Source organism: Streptomyces sp. SKN60 (genome assembly GCF_026236535.1).
In the GTDB taxonomy this organism is placed as follows: domain Bacteria; phylum Actinomycetota; class Actinomycetes; order Streptomycetales; family Streptomycetaceae; genus Streptomyces.
This window is the reverse complement of record NZ_JAHTMW010000007.1, coordinates 62,401-82,120: the sequence shown is the minus strand read 5'-3', so window position 1 is coordinate 82,120 and position 19,720 is coordinate 62,401. Positions and strand designations below refer to the sequence as shown.

Here is a 19,720-nt window from a genome sequence, read left to right as displayed (position 1 = left end):
CACGAACCCGGGACAGCAACCCATGACTGACAACACCACCGGCGGCGACGTCCGACTGGCCGGCATCAGCAAGTCCTACGGCTCCTTCACCGCCGTCCACCCGCTCGACCTGACCATCCCGCAGGGCTCCTTCTTCGCCCTGCTCGGCGCGTCCGGCTGCGGCAAGACGACCACGCTGCGGATGATCGCCGGCCTGGAGGACCCGACCACCGGCACCGTCTTCCTCGGCGACCGGGACGTCACCGACCTCCCCCCGTACAAGCGGCCGGTGAACACCGTCTTCCAGTCCTACGCGCTCTTCCCGCACATGGACGTCTTCGAGAACATCGCCTTCGGTCTGCGCCGGCGCGGCATCACGTCGGTCAAGAAGCAGGTCGACGAGATGCTGGAACTCGTCCAGCTCGGCGACAAGGCCAAGCACAAGCCGCACCAGCTCTCCGGCGGCCAGCAGCAGCGCGTCGCCGTCGCCCGCGCGCTCATCAACCACCCGCAGGTGCTGCTCCTCGACGAGCCGCTCGGCGCCCTCGACCTCAAGCTGCGCCGCCAGATGCAGCTGGAGCTCAAGCGCATCCAGACCGAGGTCGGCATCACCTTCGTGCACGTCACCCACGACCAGGAGGAGGCCATGACCATGGCCGACCAGGTCGCGGTCATGAACGGCGGCCGGGTCGAGCAGCTCGGCGACCCCGCCGACCTGTACGAGAACCCGCAGACCACCTTCGTCGCCAACTTCCTCGGCACCTCCAACCTCATCGAGGCCGAGGTCGCCGAGACCGGCGGCGACCTCCTGGTCACCGCCGGCGGCGGCAAGCTCAAGGTGCCCGGCGAGCGCTGTACCGCCGCCGTCCGGGTGGGCGGCAAGGTGCTGGTCGGGGTGCGGCCCGAGAAGATCTCCCTGGCGCACGCCGACGACGCCGGTGAGATCGCCGACGGCCGCAACCGGGTCACCGGCCGGATCGCCGAGTCCTCCTTCATCGGCGTGTCGACGCAGTACGTGGTGAACTCGCCCGCCGGGGCTGAGCTGCACGTGTACGAGCAGAACATCGAGCGGGACACGCGTCTGGTGCCGGGTGCCGAGGTCGTCCTGCACTGGAACCCGGCGCACACCTTCGGCCTCGACGCCGCCCAGGCCATCGACGCGGGCGTCGAGACGGTGGAGGACGCCGCATGAGCGCCACCCTGACGAAGGAGGAGGCGCCGCCGGCCGAGGAGCCGGTGCCGCGCAGGCCCTCCACCCGCAAGCGGCTGGTGCCCTACTGGCTGCTGCTGCCCGGCATCCTGTGGCTGCTCGTCTTCTTCGCGCTGCCCATGGTCTACCAGGCCTCCACCTCGGTGCAGACCGGCTCCCTGGAGAAGGGGTTCGAGGTCACCTGGCACTTCCAGACCTACTGGGACGCCTTCCAGGAGTACTGGCCGCAGTTCGTCCGCTCGCTGCTGTACGCCGGCACCGCGACCCTGCTGTGCCTGCTGCTCGGCTACCCCCTGGCGTACCTCATCGCCTTCAAGGCCGGCCGCTGGCGCAATCTGCTGCTCGTGCTCGTCATCGCGCCCTTCTTCACCAGCTTCCTCATCCGGACGCTGGCCTGGAAGACGATCCTCGCCGACGACAGCCTGGTGGTCGACGCACTGAACACGCTGCACGTCCTGGACGTGACCGGCTGGCTGGGCTGGACCGAGGGCAGCCGGGTGCTCGCCACCCCGATGGCCGTGGTCTGCGGCCTCACCTACAACTTCCTGCCCTTCATGATCCTGCCCCTCTACACCTCCCTGGAGCGGATCGACGGGCGGCTCCACGAGGCCGCGCAGGACCTCTACGCCTCGCCCGCCACCACCTTCCGCAAGGTGACCTTCCCGCTGTCGATGCCCGGCGTCGTCTCCGGCACCCTGCTCACCTTCATCCCGGCCAGCGGCGACTACGTCAACGCCGAACTCCTCGGCTCCACCGACACCAAGATGGTCGGCAACGTCATCCAGTCGCAGTTCCTGCGCGTCCTGGACTACCCGACGGCCGCCGCCCTCTCCTTCATCCTCATGGCGATCGTGCTGCTCATGGTCACCGTCTACATCCGCCGGGCGGGAACGGAGGACCTGGTCTGATGCGTTGGATCCGACAGCACCTCGTCGTCATCGCGGGCCTGCTGACGCTCGCGTACCTGATCCTGCCGAACGTCGTGGTCATGGTCTTCTCGTTCAACAAGCCGAACGGGCGCTTCAACTACGCGTGGCAGCAGTTCTCGCTCGACGCCTGGAAGGACCCCTGCGGGGTCGCCGACATGTGCGAGTCGCTCACCCTCTCGCTGCAGATCGCCGCGTGGGCCACGGTCGGCGCGGTCGTGCTCGGCACGATGATCGCCTTCGCGCTGGTCCGCTACCGCTTCCGGGCGCGCGGCGCGATCAACTCGCTGATCTTCCTGCCGATGGCCATGCCCGAGGTCGTGATGGCCGCCTCGCTGCTCACCCTGTTCCTCAACATGGGCGCCGAGCTGGGCTTCTGGACCATCCTGATCGCCCACATCATGTTCTGTCTGTCGTTCGTCGTGACCGCCGTCAAGGCGCGCGTGATGTCCATGGACCCGCGCCTGGAGGAGGCCGCGCGCGACCTCTACGCGGGCCCGGCGCAGACCTTCCTGCGGGTCACCCTGCCGATCGCGGCGCCCGGCATCGCGGCCGGCGCGCTGCTCGCCTTCGCGCTGTCGTTCGACGACTTCATCATCACCAACTTCAACGCGGGTTCCACCGTCACCTTCCCCATGTTCGTCTGGGGCTCGGCGCAGCGCGGAACACCCGTTCAGATCAACGTCATCGGCACGGCGATGTTCGTCATCGCGGTACTGGTGGTCGTGGCCGGCCAGATCGTCACGAACCGGCGCAAGAAAACGGCAACAGCCTGACATCAGCGCCCGGCCCGCGGCGAGCGGGCCGGGCACCGAAGGAGTTGGAAACCATGGCCCCAGTCGCCATGCGTCTCGCTGCACAATCTCTCTCCGACGCCCAGCCCGTCCCCTTCTGGCTGGAAGACCCCGGCAAGCCCGGAGCCCTGCCCGCCCTCACCGGCACCGAGCGCTGCGACCTGCTCGTGGTGGGCGGCGGCTACAGCGGACTGTGGACCGCGCTCCTCGCCAAGGAGCGCGACCCCTCCCGGGACGTCGTGCTCATCGAAGGCCGCGAGGTGGGCTGGGCCGCCTCGGGCCGCAACGGCGGCTTCTGCGCCGCCTCCCTCACCCACGGCCTCGGCAACGGGCTCGCCCGCTGGCCGCGGGAGCTCGCGAAGCTGGAGCGGATGGGCGAGGCCAACCTCGACGCCATCGAGGCCGCCGTCGCCCGCTACTCCCTGGACTGCGACTTCGAGCGCTCCGGCGAGATCGACGTGGCCACCGAGGCGTACCAGCTCGACGAGCTGCACGAGCTGTACGAGGAGGCCGAAGGACTCGGTCTGGCCGGCGGCCTGGAGCTGCTGGACCGCGACGCGGTGCGCGCCGAGGTCGACTCGCCCACCTTCCTCGGCGGCCTGTGGGACCGCCGCGGGGTCGCCATGCTGCACCCGGCCAAGCTGGCCTGGGGCCTCAAGCGGGCCTGCCGCGAGCTCGGCGTGCGGATCTTCGAGAACACCCCGGCGCTCGACCTGCTGCCGGCCGGCGGCGGCATGGCGGTGCGCACGCCGTACGGCCGGGTCGCGGCCCGCCGGGTCGCGCTCGGCACCAATGTCTTCCCGTCGCTGGTCAAGCGGGTGCGGCACTACACCGTCCCGGTGTACGACTACGCGCTGATGACGGAGCCGCTGAGCGCCGAGCAGCTGGCGGCGGTCGGCTGGAAGAACCGGCAGGGCCTCGGCGACTCCGCCAACCAGTTCCACTACTTCCGGATCACCGCCGACCACCGCATCCTGTGGGGCGGTTACGACGCGGTCTACCGCTTCGGCGGCAAGGTGGCGGCCGAGATGGACCACCGCCCGGAGACCTATCTGAAGCTGGCCCAGCACTTCTTCACCTGCTTCCCGCAGCTGGAGGGCCTGCGCTTCAGCCACGCCTGGGGCGGCGCGATCGACACCTGCTCGCGCTTCTCGGCCTTCTTCGGCACCGCCCACCAGGGCAAGGTGGCGTACGCCGCCGGATACACCGGCCTCGGCGTGGGCGCGACCCGCTTCGGCGCCGACGTGATGCTGGACCTGCTGTCGGGGGAGCGCACCGAGCGGACCGAGCTCGACATGGTGCGCTCGAAGCCGCTGCCGTTCCCGCCGGAGCCGATCGCCTGGGCGGGCATCGGGCTGACCAAGTGGTCGCTCGCGCGCGCCGACGAGAACGGCGGCCGGCGGAACCTGTGGCTGAAGACGATGGACAAGCTGGGGCTCGGCTTCGACAGCTGACGCACTCGCGAGGCATGTGAAGGAATGTGACGCAGGTCACAATCGACAGGTGGGAAACCCGCGTCATAGCCGCGGGCCCGCGCCCTCTCTCCGTACGGACACCGCACCTGGCGGGTCCGTACGAGGAGAGGGCTTTTCGTGATGACTGGTACGGGTACGGGGACGGGAACCGGTTCGGGCGCGGGCACCGGTTCCGGTGCGGGGACCGGTGCGGCGGGCGCCAGGGCCGTGGTGGAGTGGCTCGCCTCGGTCGCGCCGGACCCCGACGCCTGCCGCTGGGAGTGGGAGCGCAACCCGCACGGGGTCGCCCTGCTGCCCGCCGGGCGCCGCTGGGACGTGCTGATCCTGCCGTCCGAGCTGGGCTATCCCACGCTCGACGTGCTCACCCGGCTCGTCGACCGGCCGGGCCCGGTCCTGGCCGACTTCGGCGACTCCCGGATGGGCTTCTTCGTGCCACCGGGCACCGCCGCCCGCTGGCTCGGCACCGGTGTGCGCAGCGCGGGCCCCGGCACCTGGATCGTCGTCCCGTACCCGGGCCGGGTGACCGGCGGGGTGCGCTGGCTGGTGACCCCGGACGCCTCGGGCACCCTCACCGACGCCGCCCTGCTGGAACTGGCGATGCACGAGGCCGCCGGGCAACTGGCCCGCGGGGAAGGGTGACCGGTCGCGTCCAGAGGTCTTGACCACTCGATTGGTCTGGACCATGCTGTGCGCGCTCCCCCTCGATTCCCCCACCTCCGGAGGCAGTTGTGGCCCGCACCAGACCTCTCTCCCTCGTCGTGGCGGGCGTGCTCGCCGCCGGCGGCCTCGTGGCCCTGACGCCCCTCGCCCAGGCCGCCGACACCGAACTCGCCCGCAACGGAGGCTTCGAATCCGGCCTGGACGGCTGGAGTTGTACGGCCGGCAGCGGAGCCGTCGTGTCCTCACCCGTGCACGGCGGGACGAAGGCCCTGCAGGCCACCCCGGCCGGCAACGACAACGCCAAGTGCTCCCAGACCGTCACCGTGAAGCCCAACTCGACCTACACGCTCAGCGGCTGGGTGCGCGGCTCCTACGTCTACCTCGGCGCGTCCGGCACCGGCGCCGCCACCGGCGACCCCTACACCTGGACCCAGTCCGCCCCCGACTGGCAGAAGCTCACCACCAGCTTCACCACCGGCGCGTCCACCACCTCCGTGACGCTCTACACCCACGGCTGGTACGGCACCGGGGCCTACGTCGCCGACGACCTGTCGCTGCTCGGCCCCGGCGGCGACCCGGTGCAGATACCGGCGACCCCGACCGGGCTCACCGCCGGGTCCACGACCTCCTCCTCGGTGAGCCTGTCCTGGCCGGCCGTCGCCAACGCCACCTCGTACAAGGTCTACAAGGACGGCGCGCTCGCCGGGACGGTCACCGGCACCTCGTACACCGCCACCGGGCTCGCGGCCGCCACCGCGTACAGCTTCCAGATCTCCGCCGCCAACAGCGCGGGCGAGTCGGCGAAGTCCACCGCCGTCACCGCCACCACCACCTCCGGAGGCGGCGGTGGGGGAGGCGGCCAGCTGCCCGCGCACGCCCTCGTCGGCTATCTCCACGCCAGCTTCGCCAACGGCTCCGGCTACACCCGGATGGCCGACGTGCCCGACTCCTGGGACGTCATCAACCTGGCCTTCGGCGAGCCGACCTCGGTGACCTCCGGCGACATCCGGTTCAGCCTGTGCCCGCAGACCGAGTGCCCGAACGTGGAGTCCCTCGCCGACTTCAAGGCCGCCATCAAGGCCAAGCAGGCCGCCGGCAAGAAGGTCCTCATCTCCATCGGCGGCCAGAACGGCCAGGTCCAGCTCGCCACCACCGCCGCCCGCGACACCTTCGTCTCGTCCGTCTCGAAGATCATCGACGAGTACGGCCTCGACGGCCTCGACATCGACTTCGAGGGCCACTCGCTCTCGCTGCAGACCGGCGACACCGACTTCCGCAACCCGACCAGCCCGGTCATCGTCAACCTGATCTCCGCGGTGAAGACCCTCAAGGCCAAGTACGGCACGAAGTTCGTGCTCACCATGGCCCCGGAGACCTTCTTCGTGCAGCTCGGCTACCAGTACTACGGCTCCGGCCCCTGGGGCGGCCAGGACCCGCGCGCCGGCGCCTATCTGCCGGTCATCCACGCCCTGCGCGACGACCTCACCCTGCTGCACGTCCAGGACTACAACTCGGGCTCCATCATGGGCCTCGACAACCAGTACCACTCCATGGGCGGCGCCGACTTCCACATCGCCATGACCGACATGCTGCTCACCGGCTTCCCGGTGGCCGGCAACACCGACCGCGTCTTCCCGGCCCTCCGCCCCGACCAGGTCGCCATCGGCCTCCCCGCCTCCACCCAGGCCGGCAACGGCCACACCACCCCGTCCGAGGTGAACAAGGCCCTGGACTGCCTCACCAAGAAGACCAACTGCGGCAGCTACCAGACCCACGGCAGCTGGCCCGGCCTGCGCGGCCTGATGACCTGGTCGATCAACTGGGACCGCTACAACGGCTGGGAGTTCAGCCGGAACTTCGACTCGTACTTCCCGTAGAGCGCTGCCACGTGGAGCTGACCCGCAGGATCAGCACCCCGAGGCAGAGACTGGCCAGCACGTCCAGCGGCCAGTGAAAGCCCCGCAGGACCAGACCGGTACCCGTCACCGCCGTGAGCACGGCGGCGACGGGCACCAGGCGTCGGGACACCAGGAAGGCTGCGCCGAAATACGCGACCAGCGCCGTGGCCGTGTGGCCGGAGGGGTAGTAGCCGTGGGCCCAGGGCTCCAGGGGGCCGGGGCGGGCCGTCCACTCCTTCAGGGGGATCACCAGGAGGGGGACGGCGGCCATCGCGAGGCCCGCGTACAGGGCCGCGAGCCGGCGGCCGCGCCAGGCGGCGTACGCCATGGCGGCGGCGAGGACCGGGAGGGCGACCGTCATGTCGCCGAGGTCGGAGGCGGCTTCGGAGAGACCGCGCGGGACGGTGTCCACCAGGGCGCGGGAGAGGCGTTCGTCGAGCCGGGCGAGCGGGCCGCGGACCAGGACCTGCCAGGTGGCGACGGAGAGGACGACGACCGCCCAGAAGACAGCCGACAGCCCCGGAACAGGGGGGGTGGTTCCGGGGCGGTCGCCTGGACCGGGCTGCCGCGCGCCCCGGGGGGTGTGGGGCGGGCGGCCATCCGATCGGTGAGGAGTTCCGGAGCCCAGGGCTCCAGTGGTGTGCGCGAAGGCACGGTGCGGACGGGGCTGGGGAGGCTCCGCCCAGGGTGTTTCTCTCATCTGCAGAAACCGTACGGCACGAGGAGGGGGACCGACAGCCGGAACTCCATCCCGCCATCGGCCCCCCACAGCTTCTTCACACAGGGTGTCAGAAGTCGCTGCACGCCTGTCAGATCGTGGCGAGCGCGGCCTCGATGACGTCCAGACCCTCGTTGAGCAGGTCCTCGCCGATGACCAGCGGCGGCAGGAAGCGCAGCACGTTGCCGTACGTGCCGCAGGTGAGGACGAGCACGCCCTCGTTGTGGCAGTACTTGGCGAGCGCGGCGGCGGCCTCGGCGTGCGGCTCCTTCGTCGCCGGGTCCTTCACCAGCTCGATGGCGATCATGGCGCCGCGGCCGCGGATGTCACCGATGACCGGGAACTTCTCCTGCATCTGGGTGAGGCGGCCCTTCATGACCTCCTCGATGCGCTTGGCCTTGCCGTTGAGGTCGAGCTCCTTCATGGTCTCGATGGCGCCGAGCGCACCGGCGCACGCGACCGGGTTGCCGCCGTAGGTGCCGCCGAGGCCGCCGCCGTGCACGGAGTCCATGATCTCGGCGCGGCCGGTCACGGCGGCGAGCGGCAGACCGCCCGCGATGCCCTTGGCGGTGGTGATCAGGTCCGGGACGATGCCCTCGTCCTCGCACGCGAACCACTGGCCGGTGCGGCAGAAGCCGGCCTGGATCTCGTCGGCGACGAAGACGATGCCGTTGTCGTTGGCGAACTTCACGATCGCCGGCAGGAAGCCCTTGGCCGGCTCGATGAAGCCGCCCTCGCCGAGCACCGGCTCGATGACGATCGCGGCGACGTTGTCGGCGCCGATCTGCTTGGTGATGTTGTCGATCGCCTGGGCGGCGGCCTCGGGGCCGGCGTTCTCGGCGCCGGTGGGCCAGCGGTAGCCGTAGGCGACCGGCACGCGGTAGACCTCGGGCGCGAACGGACCGAAGCCCTGCTTGTACGGCATGTTCTTCGCCGTCATGCCCATGGTGAGGTTCGTACGGCCGTGGTAGCCGTGGTCGAAGACGACGACGGCCTGGCGCTTGGTGTACGAGCGGGCGATCTTCACCGCGTTCTCGACGGCCTCGGCGCCCGAGTTGAACAGGGCCGACTTCTTGGCGTGGTCGCCCGGGGTCAGCTCGGCCAGCGCCTCGCAGACCTCCACGTAACCCTCGTACGGCGTCACCATGAAACAGGTGTGGGTGAAGTCCTGGAGCTGCGCGGAGGCGCGGCGCACGACGGCCTCGGCGGAGGCGCCCACGGAGGTCACGGCGATGCCGGAACCGAAGTCGATCAACAGGTTGCCGTCGACGTCCTCGATGATGCCGCCGCCGGCCCGCTTGGTGAACACCGGCAGCGTGGAGCCCACGCCACCGGCGACCGTGTCGAGGCGGCGGGCCTGAAGCTCCTGCGACTTCGGGCCGGGGATGGCGGTGACGACGCGCCGCTCCTGCGGGACAGCGTTCATGCGGGGCTCCTGGGATGTTCCGGGGGTGTTCTGGACGCACTTGCGGGTTTCCTCCGCAGGCTAGGCGCGGCGGAGGGGGAGAGGCATGCGCCGATAGGGAGTGTTGCGGGGTGTGTCGTTGTCCGTGGTGGACATGGCGGCGTACGGGCCGGAGCTCGGGCGCCGGTCCGGCGAATCCCCTCCGGGGCGGCCCGGGCCCACTAGATTGACGGTGGCACAGTGGCGGCGACCTGGCTGGTCAGGGGGCAGGGGTTCATGGAGACCGACGGTACGTACGAGCCGAGCGACACCCGGGGCGCGGGCGTCCCCCGCCCGGCCACCCCGCCGGAGGCACCCGTTCCGCCACCCGTGCACCCGCCGGTGCCGTCCGTGCCCCCGGCACCGTCCGCGGCCCTGCCCGTGCCCCCGGTGCCGTCCGCGGCCCCGCCCGTGCCCTCCGTGCCGCCGAAGCCGGTGGGCGCGCCGGGCGCGTCCGGGGGCCCGGTGAGCCGGGTCGCGGCCTGGCTGGACGCGCCACGGCCCGAGGCGGGGGTCGGCATCTGGCGGTACCGGCACGAGGAGGTGGCGGAGCCGCCGGAGCGGCTCGCGCCGGTGACGGTCGCGGGGATGCTGATCCCGGTGGCGATCGGACTGGTGCTGTGGAGCGCCTGGCTCTCGAACCTCTTCCCCTACAAGACCGAGCTGCTCTGGCTGCTCACCCCCGACGGCTGGTTCTGGCCGGCCACCACCAGCCCGGTCGACTGGCACGGCACCGCGGCCCGCATGATCTACGACGGACTGTTCTTCGCCGCGCTCGTCTCCGCCATCGGCTTCCTCGGCTCCTGGCGCACGATCGTCCGGCACTACTTCGGCCGCTTCCGTCCCGCCACCCGAGCCGCCGCCGCGGGCGCCGCGGCCTTCGGCGCCCTCGTCCTCGTCTGGCCGGAGGCCTTCGGGCTCGACTGGGACCCGCTGCCGGTGGTGGGCCCGGTGCTCGCCCTCCTCGCCCTGCTCACCGGCGGCTTCGAGGTCTTCGCCTCCCCCTTCGCCGTCTACACCCTCTACACCCTGATCACCCTCCTCGTCCTCTGGCCCTTCGCCCGCCTCGGCGACTGGCCGGGCCTGCTCCGCGCCCGGCGCGCCCGCAAGACACCCGCCGTCCCCAGCACACCCACCGGCCCCGTCGTCCCGCCCTCCCAGTGGCCCGCCCTGCGCGCGGCCGGCGAGCAGCGGGCCGCCGACGTGCTCGCCGCCGAGGTCGCCGAGGGGCGCATGAACGACGTCGACTGCGCCCGGGTGAACCGTGCCTGGCGGGACAGCGAGCGCGACCAGGTGCGCCGCGCCGCCCTCGTCGGGAAGCTGCTCCGGGACGGCGCCGCCGCCGGCGCGCACCCCTCCGGCGAGCGGGACCTGCCGGGCCGCGCCGCCCCCCACGACCTGCTGCTCGGACAGGTCCGGGTCGGGCGCTACGCGGACGGCGAGCGCACCCCGCACCCGTACCGGCGGGCCGGCCTCGCCCTCGACCCCGGGCTGCTCGGCACCTCGCTGCTCGCCGTCGGCCCCTCCGGCTCCGGCAAGACCCGCGCCCTGGTCGCCCCCGTCGTCGAGTCGCTCACCCTCCAGGCCCTCGCCGGCGCCACCTCCGTCGTGGCCGTCGCCGGGGCCGGCGCCCCGCTCGGCCCCGACACGGCCTACGACGTCGTCATCCGGCTCGGCGACCCGGCCTCCGCGCACGACCTCGACCTGTACGCCGGGGCCACCGACCCCGACGAGGCCGCCGCCTTCCTCGCCGAGGGCCTCGTCGGCGACATGCCCGGCGTGGAGACCCGCCGCGCCGCCACCGTGCTCGCCCAGCTGGTCGGCCCGTACCGCGCCGCGTACGGCCGCTTCCCCACCGTCCCGGTCCTTCGCGAGCTCCTGGAGGCCCGCCCCGAGACCCTGCGGACCCTGCACGACCTGCTGCCCGAGGACGGCGCCCCGACCATGCGCCGCGAACTCGACTCGCGGATCCGGCAGGTCGGCACCGCCACCGACCTCGGCCCCGTGCTCGCCGACCGGCTCGCGGCCCTCGACCGCCCGGCCTTCGCCGAGTTCTTCGGCACGGACGGCGGTACGGACAAGGGGGACACCCGGCCGTTCTCGCTGCGGGCCGTCGCCCAGCACCCCGTACGGGTACGGATCTGTCTGCCCGACGACGGCGCCCACGAGGAGGCCGCCCGGCTCCTGAACCGGCTGCTGCTCGCCCAGTTCCAGACCGTCGTCCGGGACCGCTCGCCGCGCGGCCACTTCGCCTGCCTGGTGCTCGACGACGCGGCCGGGGCGCTCACCCCCGGGACCGTACGGGGCCTGCAGCGGCTGCGCCCGCAGAACGCCGGGGCGGTGCTCGCGCTCCGTACCCTCGCCGAGGTGCCCGCCGAACTGCACGGCCCGCTGCTCGCCGGCGTCGGCTGCCGGATGGCCCTCGCGGGCATCCCCAACTGGGACGGGCGGGCCTTCGCCGAGGCCTGGGGCACCGAGCGGGTCGAGACCACCGAGGTCGCCCACCACACCGTCTTCGCCGACCAGCCGATGACCCGCGCCCTGCACGCCCTGCGCAAGCTGATGACCGGCAAGGCCGTCACCACGGAAGCCGTGACCGTACGGGAGGTGGAGCGCGAGCGGTGGTCCGCCTCCGAGCTCGCGCACGAGGTGCCGCCCGGCCACGCCGTCCTCTCCCTCACCCATGTGCGCGGCGAGCACACCCCGCCGCTGCTCGTGGACCTGCGGAGCTGACGGCGGGGCGCCGGGCGGGCTGGCAGAATCGGGAGCACGCCGCCCCCACGGGCGGCCCGCGCCCTCCCCACGCCCGACGCGCTCCCTCCCCCAGAACCTCTAAGGTCCGACGGTCCCCAATGCCGCCCACCCTCGCCTCGCTCGTCCAGCACTCGGCGCTCAAACTCACCGTCCGCGCCGGGGAGGACCGCCTCGACACCCCCGTGCGCTGGGCGCACGTCAGCGAGCTCGCCGACCCCGTCCCGTACATGGAGGGCGGCGAGCTGCTGCTCACCACCGCGCTCACCCTTGACGCCGAGGACCCGGAGGCCATGCGGCGCTATGTGCGGCGGCTGCTCGGCGCCGGGGTCGTCGGCCTCGGCTTCGCCGTCGGCGTCAACTACGAGGACATCCCGGGCGCGCTGCTCGAAGCGGCCCGCGACGAGCATCTGCCGCTGCTCGAAGTGCCGCGGCGGACGCCGTTCCTCGCCATCAGCAAGGCGGTCTCGGCGGCCATCGCCGCCGACCAGTACCGGGCCGTGACCGCCGGTTTCGAGGCGCAGCGCGAGCTGACCCGGGCGGCGCTCGCCGAGGGCCCGGACGCGGTCGTCGCCCGGCTCGCCGCGCACGTGGACGGCTGGGCCGCGCTGTACGACACCTCCGGCACCGTGATCGCCGTGGCGCCCGAGTGGGCGGCGCGGCGGGCGGCCCGGCTCACGCCCGACGTGGAGCGGCTGCGGGAGCGGCCCGCGCCCGCGAGCGCCGTGGTCGGCGGCACGGACGACCGGATCGAACTGCAGTCGCTCGGCACCGGGCGGCGGGTGCGGGGCGCGCTCGCGGTCGGCACGGGCGCGCCGCTCGGCACAGCCGAGCGCTACGCCGTCCACTCCGCCATCGCCCTCCTCACCCTCACCACCGAGCGGTCCCGCTCGCTCCAGGCCGCCGAGCAGCGACTCGGCGCGGCCGTGCTGCGGATGCTGCTCGCCGGGCAGCCGGACCACGCCCGGGCGGTGGCGGGCGACCTGTACGGCGGGCTGCTCGACGCGCCCTTCCGGCTGCTGATCGCCGAGCCCGTGCCGGCCGAGCCGAAGGACGGCGAGTCGCCGCTCGCCGTGCTCGCCGAGACCCTGGAGGCCGCGGCGGCGCGGGCCGGGGAGTCGGCGCTCACCGTGCCCGAGGGGCCGGAGGGCGGCGAACGGCTGGTCGTCCTGGCCGGCGACGGGGGAGCGGTCGTCACCGCGTGCGAGGGCTACGCCAGCCGCGAGGCCGAGGAGGCCGGCCTGGTCGTCGGACTCTCCGCCCCGACCGGCCCGATCGCCGCGGGCGCCGCCTACAAGCAGGCCGAGCAGTCCCTGTCGGTCGCCCGGCGGCGCGGCCGCGCCCTCGTCGAGCACGAGGAGCTCGCCGCCGGCTCCGTACTGCCGCTGCTCGCCGACGACGCCGTCCGCGCCTTCGCCGACGGCCTGCTGCGCGCCCTGTACGAGCACGACGCCACCGGCCGCGGCGACCTCGTCGCCTCGCTGCGCGCCTGGCTCTCCCGGCACGGCCAGTGGGACGCCGCCGCGGCCGACCTCGGCGTGCACCGGCACACCCTGCGCTACCGCATGCGCCGGGTCGAGGAGATCCTCGGCCGCTCGCTCGACGACGCGGACGTGCGCATGGAGCTGTGGCTGGCGCTGAAGGCGACGGGCGACACGCCTCCGCCGTCGACCGCGGCGACGCCCCGCTCGAAGGACTGAGAACGGGGGATCGGCCCGGTTTCCCCGCGTCCTGCCCGATGGCGGGCAGAATTCCTGGCCCAGGAGCCCCTCGCTCCGTAATCTCCTGCGCATGACAAGCCCCGCCGCCGATCCGGCCGCCTCCGCCCCGACCCCGACCCCCACCGCCACCGATGCCCCCGCCCTGGGCCCCGCCACCGGCCGGCGCATACCCGCCGCCGTGTGGGTGGCTCTCGGGATCGTGTACGTGGTGTGGGGCTCGACCTACCTCGGGATCCGGGTCGTGGTGGAGAGCCTGCCGCCGTTCCTGTCGGCGGGCATGCGGTTCGTGGCGGCCGGCGTGATCCTCCTGGGCGTCGTCGCCTGGCGGCAGGGGCCCGCGGCCCTGAAGGTGACCCGGCGGCAGCTGGCGTCGGCGGCGCTCGTCGGCCTGTTGCTGCTGCTCTGCGGCAACGGCCTGGTCGTCCTCGCCGAGACCTCCGTGCCCTCGGGGCTGGCCGCGCTGCTCATCGCGGTCGTCCCCGCCTGGGTCGTGGTCCTCAAGGCCTGCTCCGGTGAGCGGCCGAGCGCCGGCGGCCTCGCCGGGGTGCTGCTCGGCCTCGCCGGGCTCGCCGTGCTGATGCTGCCCGGGCTCAGCGGCGAGGTGCAGGCGGGCGGCGTGGTCCTCGTGGTGCTCGGCACGCTGGCCTGGTCGACCGGCTCGTTCGCGTCCTCGCGGATCGAGATGCCCGCGAACCCCTTCACCGCCAGCGCGTACGAGATGATCGCCGGCGGCCTCGCCGGCTTCGGCGTCGCCCTGCTCCGCGGCGAACACCACGGCTTCGACCCCTCCGCGGTCACCGGCCGCTCCTGGGCCGCCCTCGCCTACCTCATCGTCTTCGGCTCCCTGATCGCCTTCACGGCCTACGCCTGGCTCCTCCACACGGCACCGCTCTCGCTCGTCGCCGCCTACGCCTACGTCAACCCGGTCGTCGCCGTCGCCCTCGGCGCGCTCATCCTGAGCGAGACGCTGACCTGGCCGATCGTGCTCGGCGGCGCGATCGTCGTGGCGGGCGTCTGCCTGATCGTCTCGACGGAGCGGCGCCGCTGATCGACTCCGCCTACGCTGTGGGCCGTCGGCGGTCGCGGGGGAGCGGCCCGGGAGTCAGGGGTGGGGATCCGTATGGCGGGGCGTACGAACGACGGCGGCGGCGACGGCGGGGCGCCGCCGGCCACGTGGCGGGGGGTGTTCGGCTGCCTGGTCGCCGTTCTCATCGGGCTCGCCCTCGTCGGAGGACTCTCCTCCTGCGTCGCCTCCGAACTGGGCCGTATGCCGGGCGACGCGATGGAGCGGGTCTGGGACACGCCGTACGACCGCGTCGCCGCCGAGTACGGCAATCGCGCCTGGCTCGTCGGCGACACCGTCGTCCGCAGCCGCTTCGACGCCGTCACCGCCTTCGACGCGCGTTCGGGGAAGCGGCGCTGGGAGTACGCCGTGCCCGGCCGGGCCGAAATCTGTGCCACCAGCACCGCCGCCGCCGACTCCGTCGCGCTGATCGGCCTCATGGAAGACGGCAAGGGCTGCGGCACGGTCGCCGCGATCGACCTGAAGGACGGCCACGAGCTGTGGCGCACCACCCGCAGGCACGGCGACGCCGACCCGAAGTACGCCGACGACGTCCTGGCCACCGGTGCCGGCCTCGCCGTGCTCCGCGACGAGGACGAGGAGTGGAACGCCGCGCCCGACCGGCATACGCGGCCCGTGCTCCCCGGTGACCAGGCGCTGCGCGCCTTCGACCTGCGCACCGGCGCCCCGCGCTGGAAGGCCGCCGTGCCGAAGGGCTGCCTCCCGCGCGAAGTCGCCGTCGCGTCCGGGCGGGTGCTCGCCGCCCTCCAGTGCGCGACCGAGGCGAAGCTGGCCGCCTTCGACCCGGCCGACGGCGCGGTCCGGTGGGCCGTTCCGCTGGGCGCCCGGCGGCCCGTCGCCCCGGACTCCTTCATGTCCTTCCTGTCCGCCGAACCGACGGTGCTGAAGGTCCAGGAGCCGGGGGACCACGGCGTGGACGCCTGGATCGCCTTCGGGCCGGACGGCCGCCGTCAGGGGCAGATCGACGCCCGAGGCGGCCAGGTGGCCGTCGTCGACGGAAAGCTCTTCGTCGCTTCCGGCGGCGTCGTCGCCTACGACCTGGCGAGCGGGAACGAAGCCTGGAGCTCGGACCGCCTCTATGCCAACCAGAACGTCACGGCACTGCACGTGGGCGGCGGCCGCGTGACGATCTTCACCCGCGAGCGGAAGGGCCTCGACGGGCTCTACGTCTATGACTCCGCCACCGGCGAGACGGTGGACGAGCGCACCTTCGACCGCGACACGGACGACGGCAACGACAAGCTCACCGGCCTGTTCCGGTACGAGGACCGGTACATCGCCGTCCGCTGGGGCAACGACTTCAACCGCCGGCCCTTCTCGGCGTACCGGACCTGGTGACGGGCCTGCTCCCGCCCGCTTGGGCCAAAGCGGACAGGAGCACCCGCCCCACCACTCCACCGCGGACAAGCGCCTGTCCGCCCGGTTCGCCCTACCGTGTCAGCAGAGCGCGAGGCACCCCTCGGGCACTCCTCGTACACCCCCTACGAAAGGGCCGGGACGCAATGACGACCACCCACGCCTTCTGGCTCGCCGGCCGCGAGGCCACCGGCGAGGCCACCTTCGACGTCACGAACTCGTACGACGGACGTCTGGTCGGCAAGGTCAGCGTGCCCACCGAGGCCCAGGTCGAGGAGGCCGTCGCCGCCGCGCACGCCGTCGTCGACGAGTTCGCCGCGACCCCGGCGCACGTGCGCGCCGCCGCCCTCGACCACGTGTCGAAGCGGCTCGCCGAGCGCACCGAGGAGATCGCCCAGCTGATCTCCGCCGAGAACGGCAAGCCCATCAAGTGGGCGCGCGGCGAGGTCGGCCGGGCCGTGTCCGTGTTCCGGTTCGCCGCCGAGGAGACCCGCCGCTGGAACGCCGGCGAGGCGCAGCGCCTCGACACCGAGGCCGGCGGCGTGGGCCGGCTCGCGCTGACCCGCCGCATCCCCAAGGGCGTCGTGCTCGGCATCGCGCCGTTCAACTTCCCGCTGAACCTCGGCGCCCACAAGGTCGCCCCGGCCATCGCCGTCGGCGCCCCGATCATCCTCAAGCCGGCCCCGGCCACCCCGATCTCCTCCCTGATCCTGGGCGAGATCCTGGCCGAGACCGACCTGCCGGCCGGCTCCTGGTCCGTGCTGCCCGTGCCGAACGACCGGATGCCCGCCCTCGTCCAGGACGAGCGCCTCCCGGTCATCTCCTTCACCGGCTCCGACAAGGTCGGCTTCGCCATCCAGGAGTCCGTGCCGCACAAGCACTGCACCCTGGAGCTCGGCGGCAACGCCGCCGCCGTCGTCCTGTCCGACTGGTCCTCCGAGGCCGACCTGGACTGGGCCGCGACCCGGATCGCCACCTTCTCCAACTACCAGGGCGGCCAGTCCTGCATCTCCGTGCAGCGCGTGATCGTGGACGCCTCCGTCCACGACCGCCTGCTGCCGAAGATCGTCGCGGCCGTCGAGGCCCAGGTCACCGGCGACCCGGCGGACGACGCCACCGACGTCGGCCCGCTCGTCGACGAGAACGCCGCCAAGCGCGTCGAGTCCTGGGTGGACGAGGCCGTCGCGGCCGGCGCCAAGCTGCTCGCCGGCGGCAAGCGCGAGGGCGCCTCCTACGCCCCGACCGTCCTCACCGAGCTCCCGGCCGGCGTCACCCTGGCCCGCGCCGAGGTCTTCGGCCCGGTCCTCACGATCGCCAAGGTCGACGGCGAGGCCGAGGCCTTCGCCGCCGTCAACGACTCGGACTTCGGTCTCCAGGCCGGTGTCTTCACCCACGACGTGCAGGCCGCCTTCCGCGCCCACCGCACCCTCGAGGTCGGCGGCGTGATCGTCGGCGACGTCCCGTCCTACCGCGCCGACCAGATGCCGTACGGCGGCGCCAAGCGCTCCGGCGTCGGCCGCGAGGGCGTCAAGTTCGCGATGGACGACTACACCTACGAGCGCGTCCTGGTCCTGACGGGCCTCGCGCTCTAACCCGAACGCCTCCCCGGCCCGTACCTCCGTACGGACGAAGAGACCGGCGGTCCGAGCCCACTGTGCGGGGGCTCGGGCCGCCCTTCGTCTTTCCGAACCCCCCGAAATCGGGTACGACGGACAGGAAGCCCAAGGAGGCGTCCATGTCCGCACCCACCCAGCGGCCGCCCAAGGTCACCGAGCGCGAGGCCCGGCAGGTCGCCGAGGCCGCCCGCCAGCAGGACTGGCACAAGCCGAGCTTCGCCAAGGAGCTCTTCCTCGGCCGGTTCCGCCTCGACCTCATCCACCCCCACCCGCTGCCCGCCGCCGAGGACGTACGGCGCGGCGAGGCCTTCCTCGCCACCCTCAGGGCCTTCTGCGAGACCCGGGTCGACGGCGCGCGCATCGAGCGCGAGGCCCGCATCCCCGACGAGACCGTCCGCGGCCTCAAGGAGATCGGCGCGCTCGGGATGAAGATCGACCCGAAGTACGGCGGCCTCGGCCTCACCCAGCTGTACTACAACCGCGCGCTCGCCCTCGTCGGCTCCGTCAGCCCGGCGCTCGGCGCGCTGCTCTCCGCGCACCAGTCGATCGGCGTGCCGCAGCCGCTCAAGCTCTTCGGCACCCAGGAGCAGAAGGACGCCTTCCTGCCCCGGCTCGCCCGCAGCGACCTCTCCGCCTTCCTGCTCACCGAGCCCGACGTCGGCTCCGACCCGGCCCGGCTCGCCACCACCGCTGTCCCCGACGGCGACGACACCTACGTCCTCGACGGCGTGAAGCTGTGGACCACCAACGGCGTCGTCGCCGACCTGCTCGTCGTCATGGCCCGGGTGCCCGCCTCCGAGGGACACAAGGGCGGCATCACCGCCTTCGTCGTCGAGGGCGACTCGCCCGGCATCACCGTCGAGCACCGCAACGCCTTCATGGGCCTGCGCGGCCTGGAGAACGGCGTCACCCGCTTCCACGGGGTCCGGGTCCCGGCCGCGCACCGCATCGGCCCCGAGGGTGCCGGACTGAAGATCGCCCTCACCACCCTCAACACCGGCCGCCTCTCGCTGCCCGCCGCCTGCGCCGGGGCCGGCAAGTGGTGTCTGAAGATCGCCCGCGAATGGGCCGCCGAACGCGAGCAGTGGGGCAAGCCGGTCGCCCGGCACGAGGCCGTCGGCACCAAGATCTCCTTCATCGCCGCCACCGCCTTCGCCCTGGAGGCGGTCGTCGACCTCGCCTCCCAGATGGCCGACGAGGACCGCAACGACATCCGCATCGAGGCCGCCCTCGCCAAGCTGTACGGCTCCGAGATGGCCTGGCGGATCGCCGACGAACTGGTCCAGATCCGCGGCGGCCGCGGCTACGAGACCGCCGACTCGCTCGCCGCCCGCGGCGAACGCGCCGTCCCCGCCGAGCAGGTGCTGCGCGACCTGCGCATCAACCGGATCTTCGAGGGCTCGACGGAGATCATGCACCTGCTGATCGCCCGCGAGGCCGTCGACGCCCACCTCTCCGTCGCCGGCGACCTCATCGACCCCGACAAGCCGCTCGCCGACAAGGCCAGGGCGGGCGCCCGGGCCGGCGGCTTCTACGCCCGCTGGCTGCCGAAGCTCGTCGCCGGACCGGGACAACTCCCGGGCACGTACGGGGAGTTCGGCGAGCTCGCCAGCCATCTGCGCTATGTCGAGCGCACCTCCCGCAAGCTGGCCCGCTCCACCTTCTACGCGATGTCCCGCTGGCAGGGGAAGATGGAGCTCAAGCAGGCGTTCCTCGGCCGGATCGTCGACATCGGCGCCGAACTCTTCGCCATGAGCGCCGTCTGCGTCCGCGCCGAACTCCTGCGCACCACCGGCCCGCACGGCCGCGAGGCCCGGCAGCTCGCCGACGCCTTCTGCCGGCAGTCCCGGCTGCGGATCGAGGAGCTGTTCGGGCGCCTGTGGGCCAACACCGACGACCTGGACCGCCGCGTCGTCGACGGCGTCCTGGCCGGCTCGTACACCTGGCTGGAGGAGGGCATCCTCGACCCCAGCGACGACGGCCCCTGGATCGCCGACACCACCCCCGGCCCGTCGGAGAAGGAGAACCTCCACCGGAAGATCACCTGAAAGACCGGCTGAGGACGACCGCGAGGCGCCGGACTCCGCG

14 protein-coding genes are annotated in these 19,720 nt (G+C 72.8%); 12 read left to right on the top strand and 2 right to left on the bottom strand.

The annotated features are described in order from the left end of the window. Positions 1-22 precede the first annotated feature (22 nt). The 6 genes from KV205_RS13590 (at position 23) to KV205_RS13565 (ending at position 6,921) form a co-directional block, all read left to right on the top strand. On the top strand, positions 23-1,171 hold the full coding sequence (locus KV205_RS13590; RefSeq protein WP_265864553.1) for an ABC transporter ATP-binding protein: 1,149 nt from the start codon (positions 23-25) through the stop codon (positions 1,169-1,171). Continuing rightward, positions 1,168-2,097, top strand: a complete 930-nt coding sequence (locus tag KV205_RS13585; RefSeq protein ID WP_265864551.1) for an ABC transporter permease — start codon at positions 1,168-1,170, stop codon at positions 2,095-2,097. The genes KV205_RS13590 and KV205_RS13585 overlap by 4 nt, the downstream gene beginning before the upstream one ends. Further along, positions 2,097-2,891 (top strand): ABC transporter permease, encoded by a 795-nt coding sequence (locus KV205_RS13580; protein WP_265864549.1) that lies wholly within the window; start codon positions 2,097-2,099, stop codon positions 2,889-2,891. The genes KV205_RS13585 and KV205_RS13580 overlap by 1 nt, the downstream gene beginning before the upstream one ends. 53 nt (positions 2,892-2,944) lie before the next feature. Further along, positions 2,945-4,363: an FAD-binding oxidoreductase gene (locus tag KV205_RS13575; protein ID WP_265864547.1), complete on the top strand. Its 1,419-nt coding sequence runs from the start codon at positions 2,945-2,947 to the stop codon at positions 4,361-4,363. Between the two features lie 141 nt (positions 4,364-4,504). Beyond that, positions 4,505-5,023, top strand: coding sequence for a hypothetical protein (locus tag KV205_RS13570; RefSeq protein ID WP_265864811.1), 519 nt, complete (start codon positions 4,505-4,507; stop codon positions 5,021-5,023). 89 nt (positions 5,024-5,112) lie between these two features. Next, complete coding sequence (locus KV205_RS13565) at positions 5,113-6,921, top strand: chitinase (RefSeq protein ID WP_265864545.1); 1,809 nt, start codon at positions 5,113-5,115, stop codon at positions 6,919-6,921. Here KV205_RS13565 and KV205_RS13560 read toward each other — a convergent pair. Together KV205_RS13560 and gabT are read right to left on the bottom strand one after the other, a co-directional pair. Beyond that, positions 6,890-7,642, bottom strand: a complete 753-nt coding sequence (locus KV205_RS13560) for a phosphatase PAP2 family protein (protein WP_265864543.1) — start codon at positions 7,640-7,642, stop codon at positions 6,890-6,892. The two genes, KV205_RS13565 and KV205_RS13560, sit on opposite strands and share 32 nt — an antisense overlap. Positions 7,643-7,751: 109 nt before the next feature. After that, positions 7,752-9,086, bottom strand: coding sequence for a 4-aminobutyrate--2-oxoglutarate transaminase (gabT, locus tag KV205_RS13555; protein WP_265864541.1), 1,335 nt, complete (start codon positions 9,084-9,086; stop codon positions 7,752-7,754). A gap of 255 nt (positions 9,087-9,341) precedes the next feature. On the opposite strand from gabT, the gene KV205_RS13550 reads away from it, so the two are divergent. From KV205_RS13550 to KV205_RS13525, 6 genes are all read left to right on the top strand, one after another. Beyond that, positions 9,342-11,837 (top strand): ATP/GTP-binding protein, encoded by a 2,496-nt coding sequence (locus KV205_RS13550; RefSeq protein WP_265864539.1) that lies wholly within the window; start codon positions 9,342-9,344, stop codon positions 11,835-11,837. 119 nt (positions 11,838-11,956) lie between these two features. Then, a complete protein-coding gene (locus KV205_RS13545) occupies positions 11,957-13,555 on the top strand; it encodes a PucR family transcriptional regulator (RefSeq protein WP_265864538.1) in 1,599 nt (532 codons plus the stop codon). A gap of 91 nt (positions 13,556-13,646) precedes the next feature. Continuing rightward, positions 13,647-14,624: an EamA family transporter gene (locus KV205_RS13540; protein WP_265864537.1), complete on the top strand. Its 978-nt coding sequence runs from the start codon at positions 13,647-13,649 to the stop codon at positions 14,622-14,624. A gap of 72 nt (positions 14,625-14,696) precedes the next feature. Further along, positions 14,697-15,998: a PQQ-binding-like beta-propeller repeat protein gene (locus KV205_RS13535; protein WP_265864535.1), complete on the top strand. Its 1,302-nt coding sequence runs from the start codon at positions 14,697-14,699 to the stop codon at positions 15,996-15,998. A 164-nt stretch (positions 15,999-16,162) separates the two neighbouring features. Further along, complete coding sequence (locus KV205_RS13530) at positions 16,163-17,608, top strand: aldehyde dehydrogenase family protein (protein ID WP_265864533.1); 1,446 nt, start codon at positions 16,163-16,165, stop codon at positions 17,606-17,608. 143 nt (positions 17,609-17,751) lie between these two features. After that, entirely contained in the window at positions 17,752-19,680 is a 1,929-nt protein-coding gene (locus tag KV205_RS13525) for an acyl-CoA dehydrogenase family protein (protein WP_265864531.1), read from the top strand. Positions 19,681-19,720 lie beyond the last annotated feature (40 nt).

Bases quoted from the DNA above. Each gene is read 5' to 3' on its own strand.
- KV205_RS13575 (WP_265864547.1), top strand. From the start codon at position 2,945: ATGGCCCCAGTCGCCATGCGTCTCGCTGCACAATCTCTCTCCGACGCC.
- KV205_RS13535 (WP_265864535.1), top strand. From the start codon at position 14,697: ATGGCGGGGCGTACGAACGACGGCGGCGGCGACGGCGGGGCGCCGCCG.
- KV205_RS13580 (WP_265864549.1), top strand. From the start codon at position 2,097: ATGCGTTGGATCCGACAGCACCTCGTCGTCATCGCGGGCCTGCTGACG.
- KV205_RS13560 (WP_265864543.1), bottom strand. From the start codon at position 7,642: ATGAGAGAAACACCCTGGGCGGAGCCTCCCCAGCCCCGTCCGCACCGT.
- KV205_RS13590 (WP_265864553.1), top strand. From the start codon at position 23: ATGACTGACAACACCACCGGCGGCGACGTCCGACTGGCCGGCATCAGC.
- KV205_RS13540 (WP_265864537.1), top strand. From the start codon at position 13,647: ATGACAAGCCCCGCCGCCGATCCGGCCGCCTCCGCCCCGACCCCGACC.
- KV205_RS13550 (WP_265864539.1), top strand. From the start codon at position 9,342: ATGGAGACCGACGGTACGTACGAGCCGAGCGACACCCGGGGCGCGGGC.
- KV205_RS13585 (WP_265864551.1), top strand. From the start codon at position 1,168: ATGAGCGCCACCCTGACGAAGGAGGAGGCGCCGCCGGCCGAGGAGCCG.
- gabT (WP_265864541.1), bottom strand. From the start codon at position 9,086: ATGAACGCTGTCCCGCAGGAGCGGCGCGTCGTCACCGCCATCCCCGGC.
- KV205_RS13525 (WP_265864531.1), top strand. From the start codon at position 17,752: ATGTCCGCACCCACCCAGCGGCCGCCCAAGGTCACCGAGCGCGAGGCC.
- KV205_RS13570 (WP_265864811.1), top strand. From the start codon at position 4,505: ATGACTGGTACGGGTACGGGGACGGGAACCGGTTCGGGCGCGGGCACC.
- KV205_RS13545 (WP_265864538.1), top strand. From the start codon at position 11,957: ATGCCGCCCACCCTCGCCTCGCTCGTCCAGCACTCGGCGCTCAAACTC.
- KV205_RS13530 (WP_265864533.1), top strand. From the start codon at position 16,163: ATGACGACCACCCACGCCTTCTGGCTCGCCGGCCGCGAGGCCACCGGC.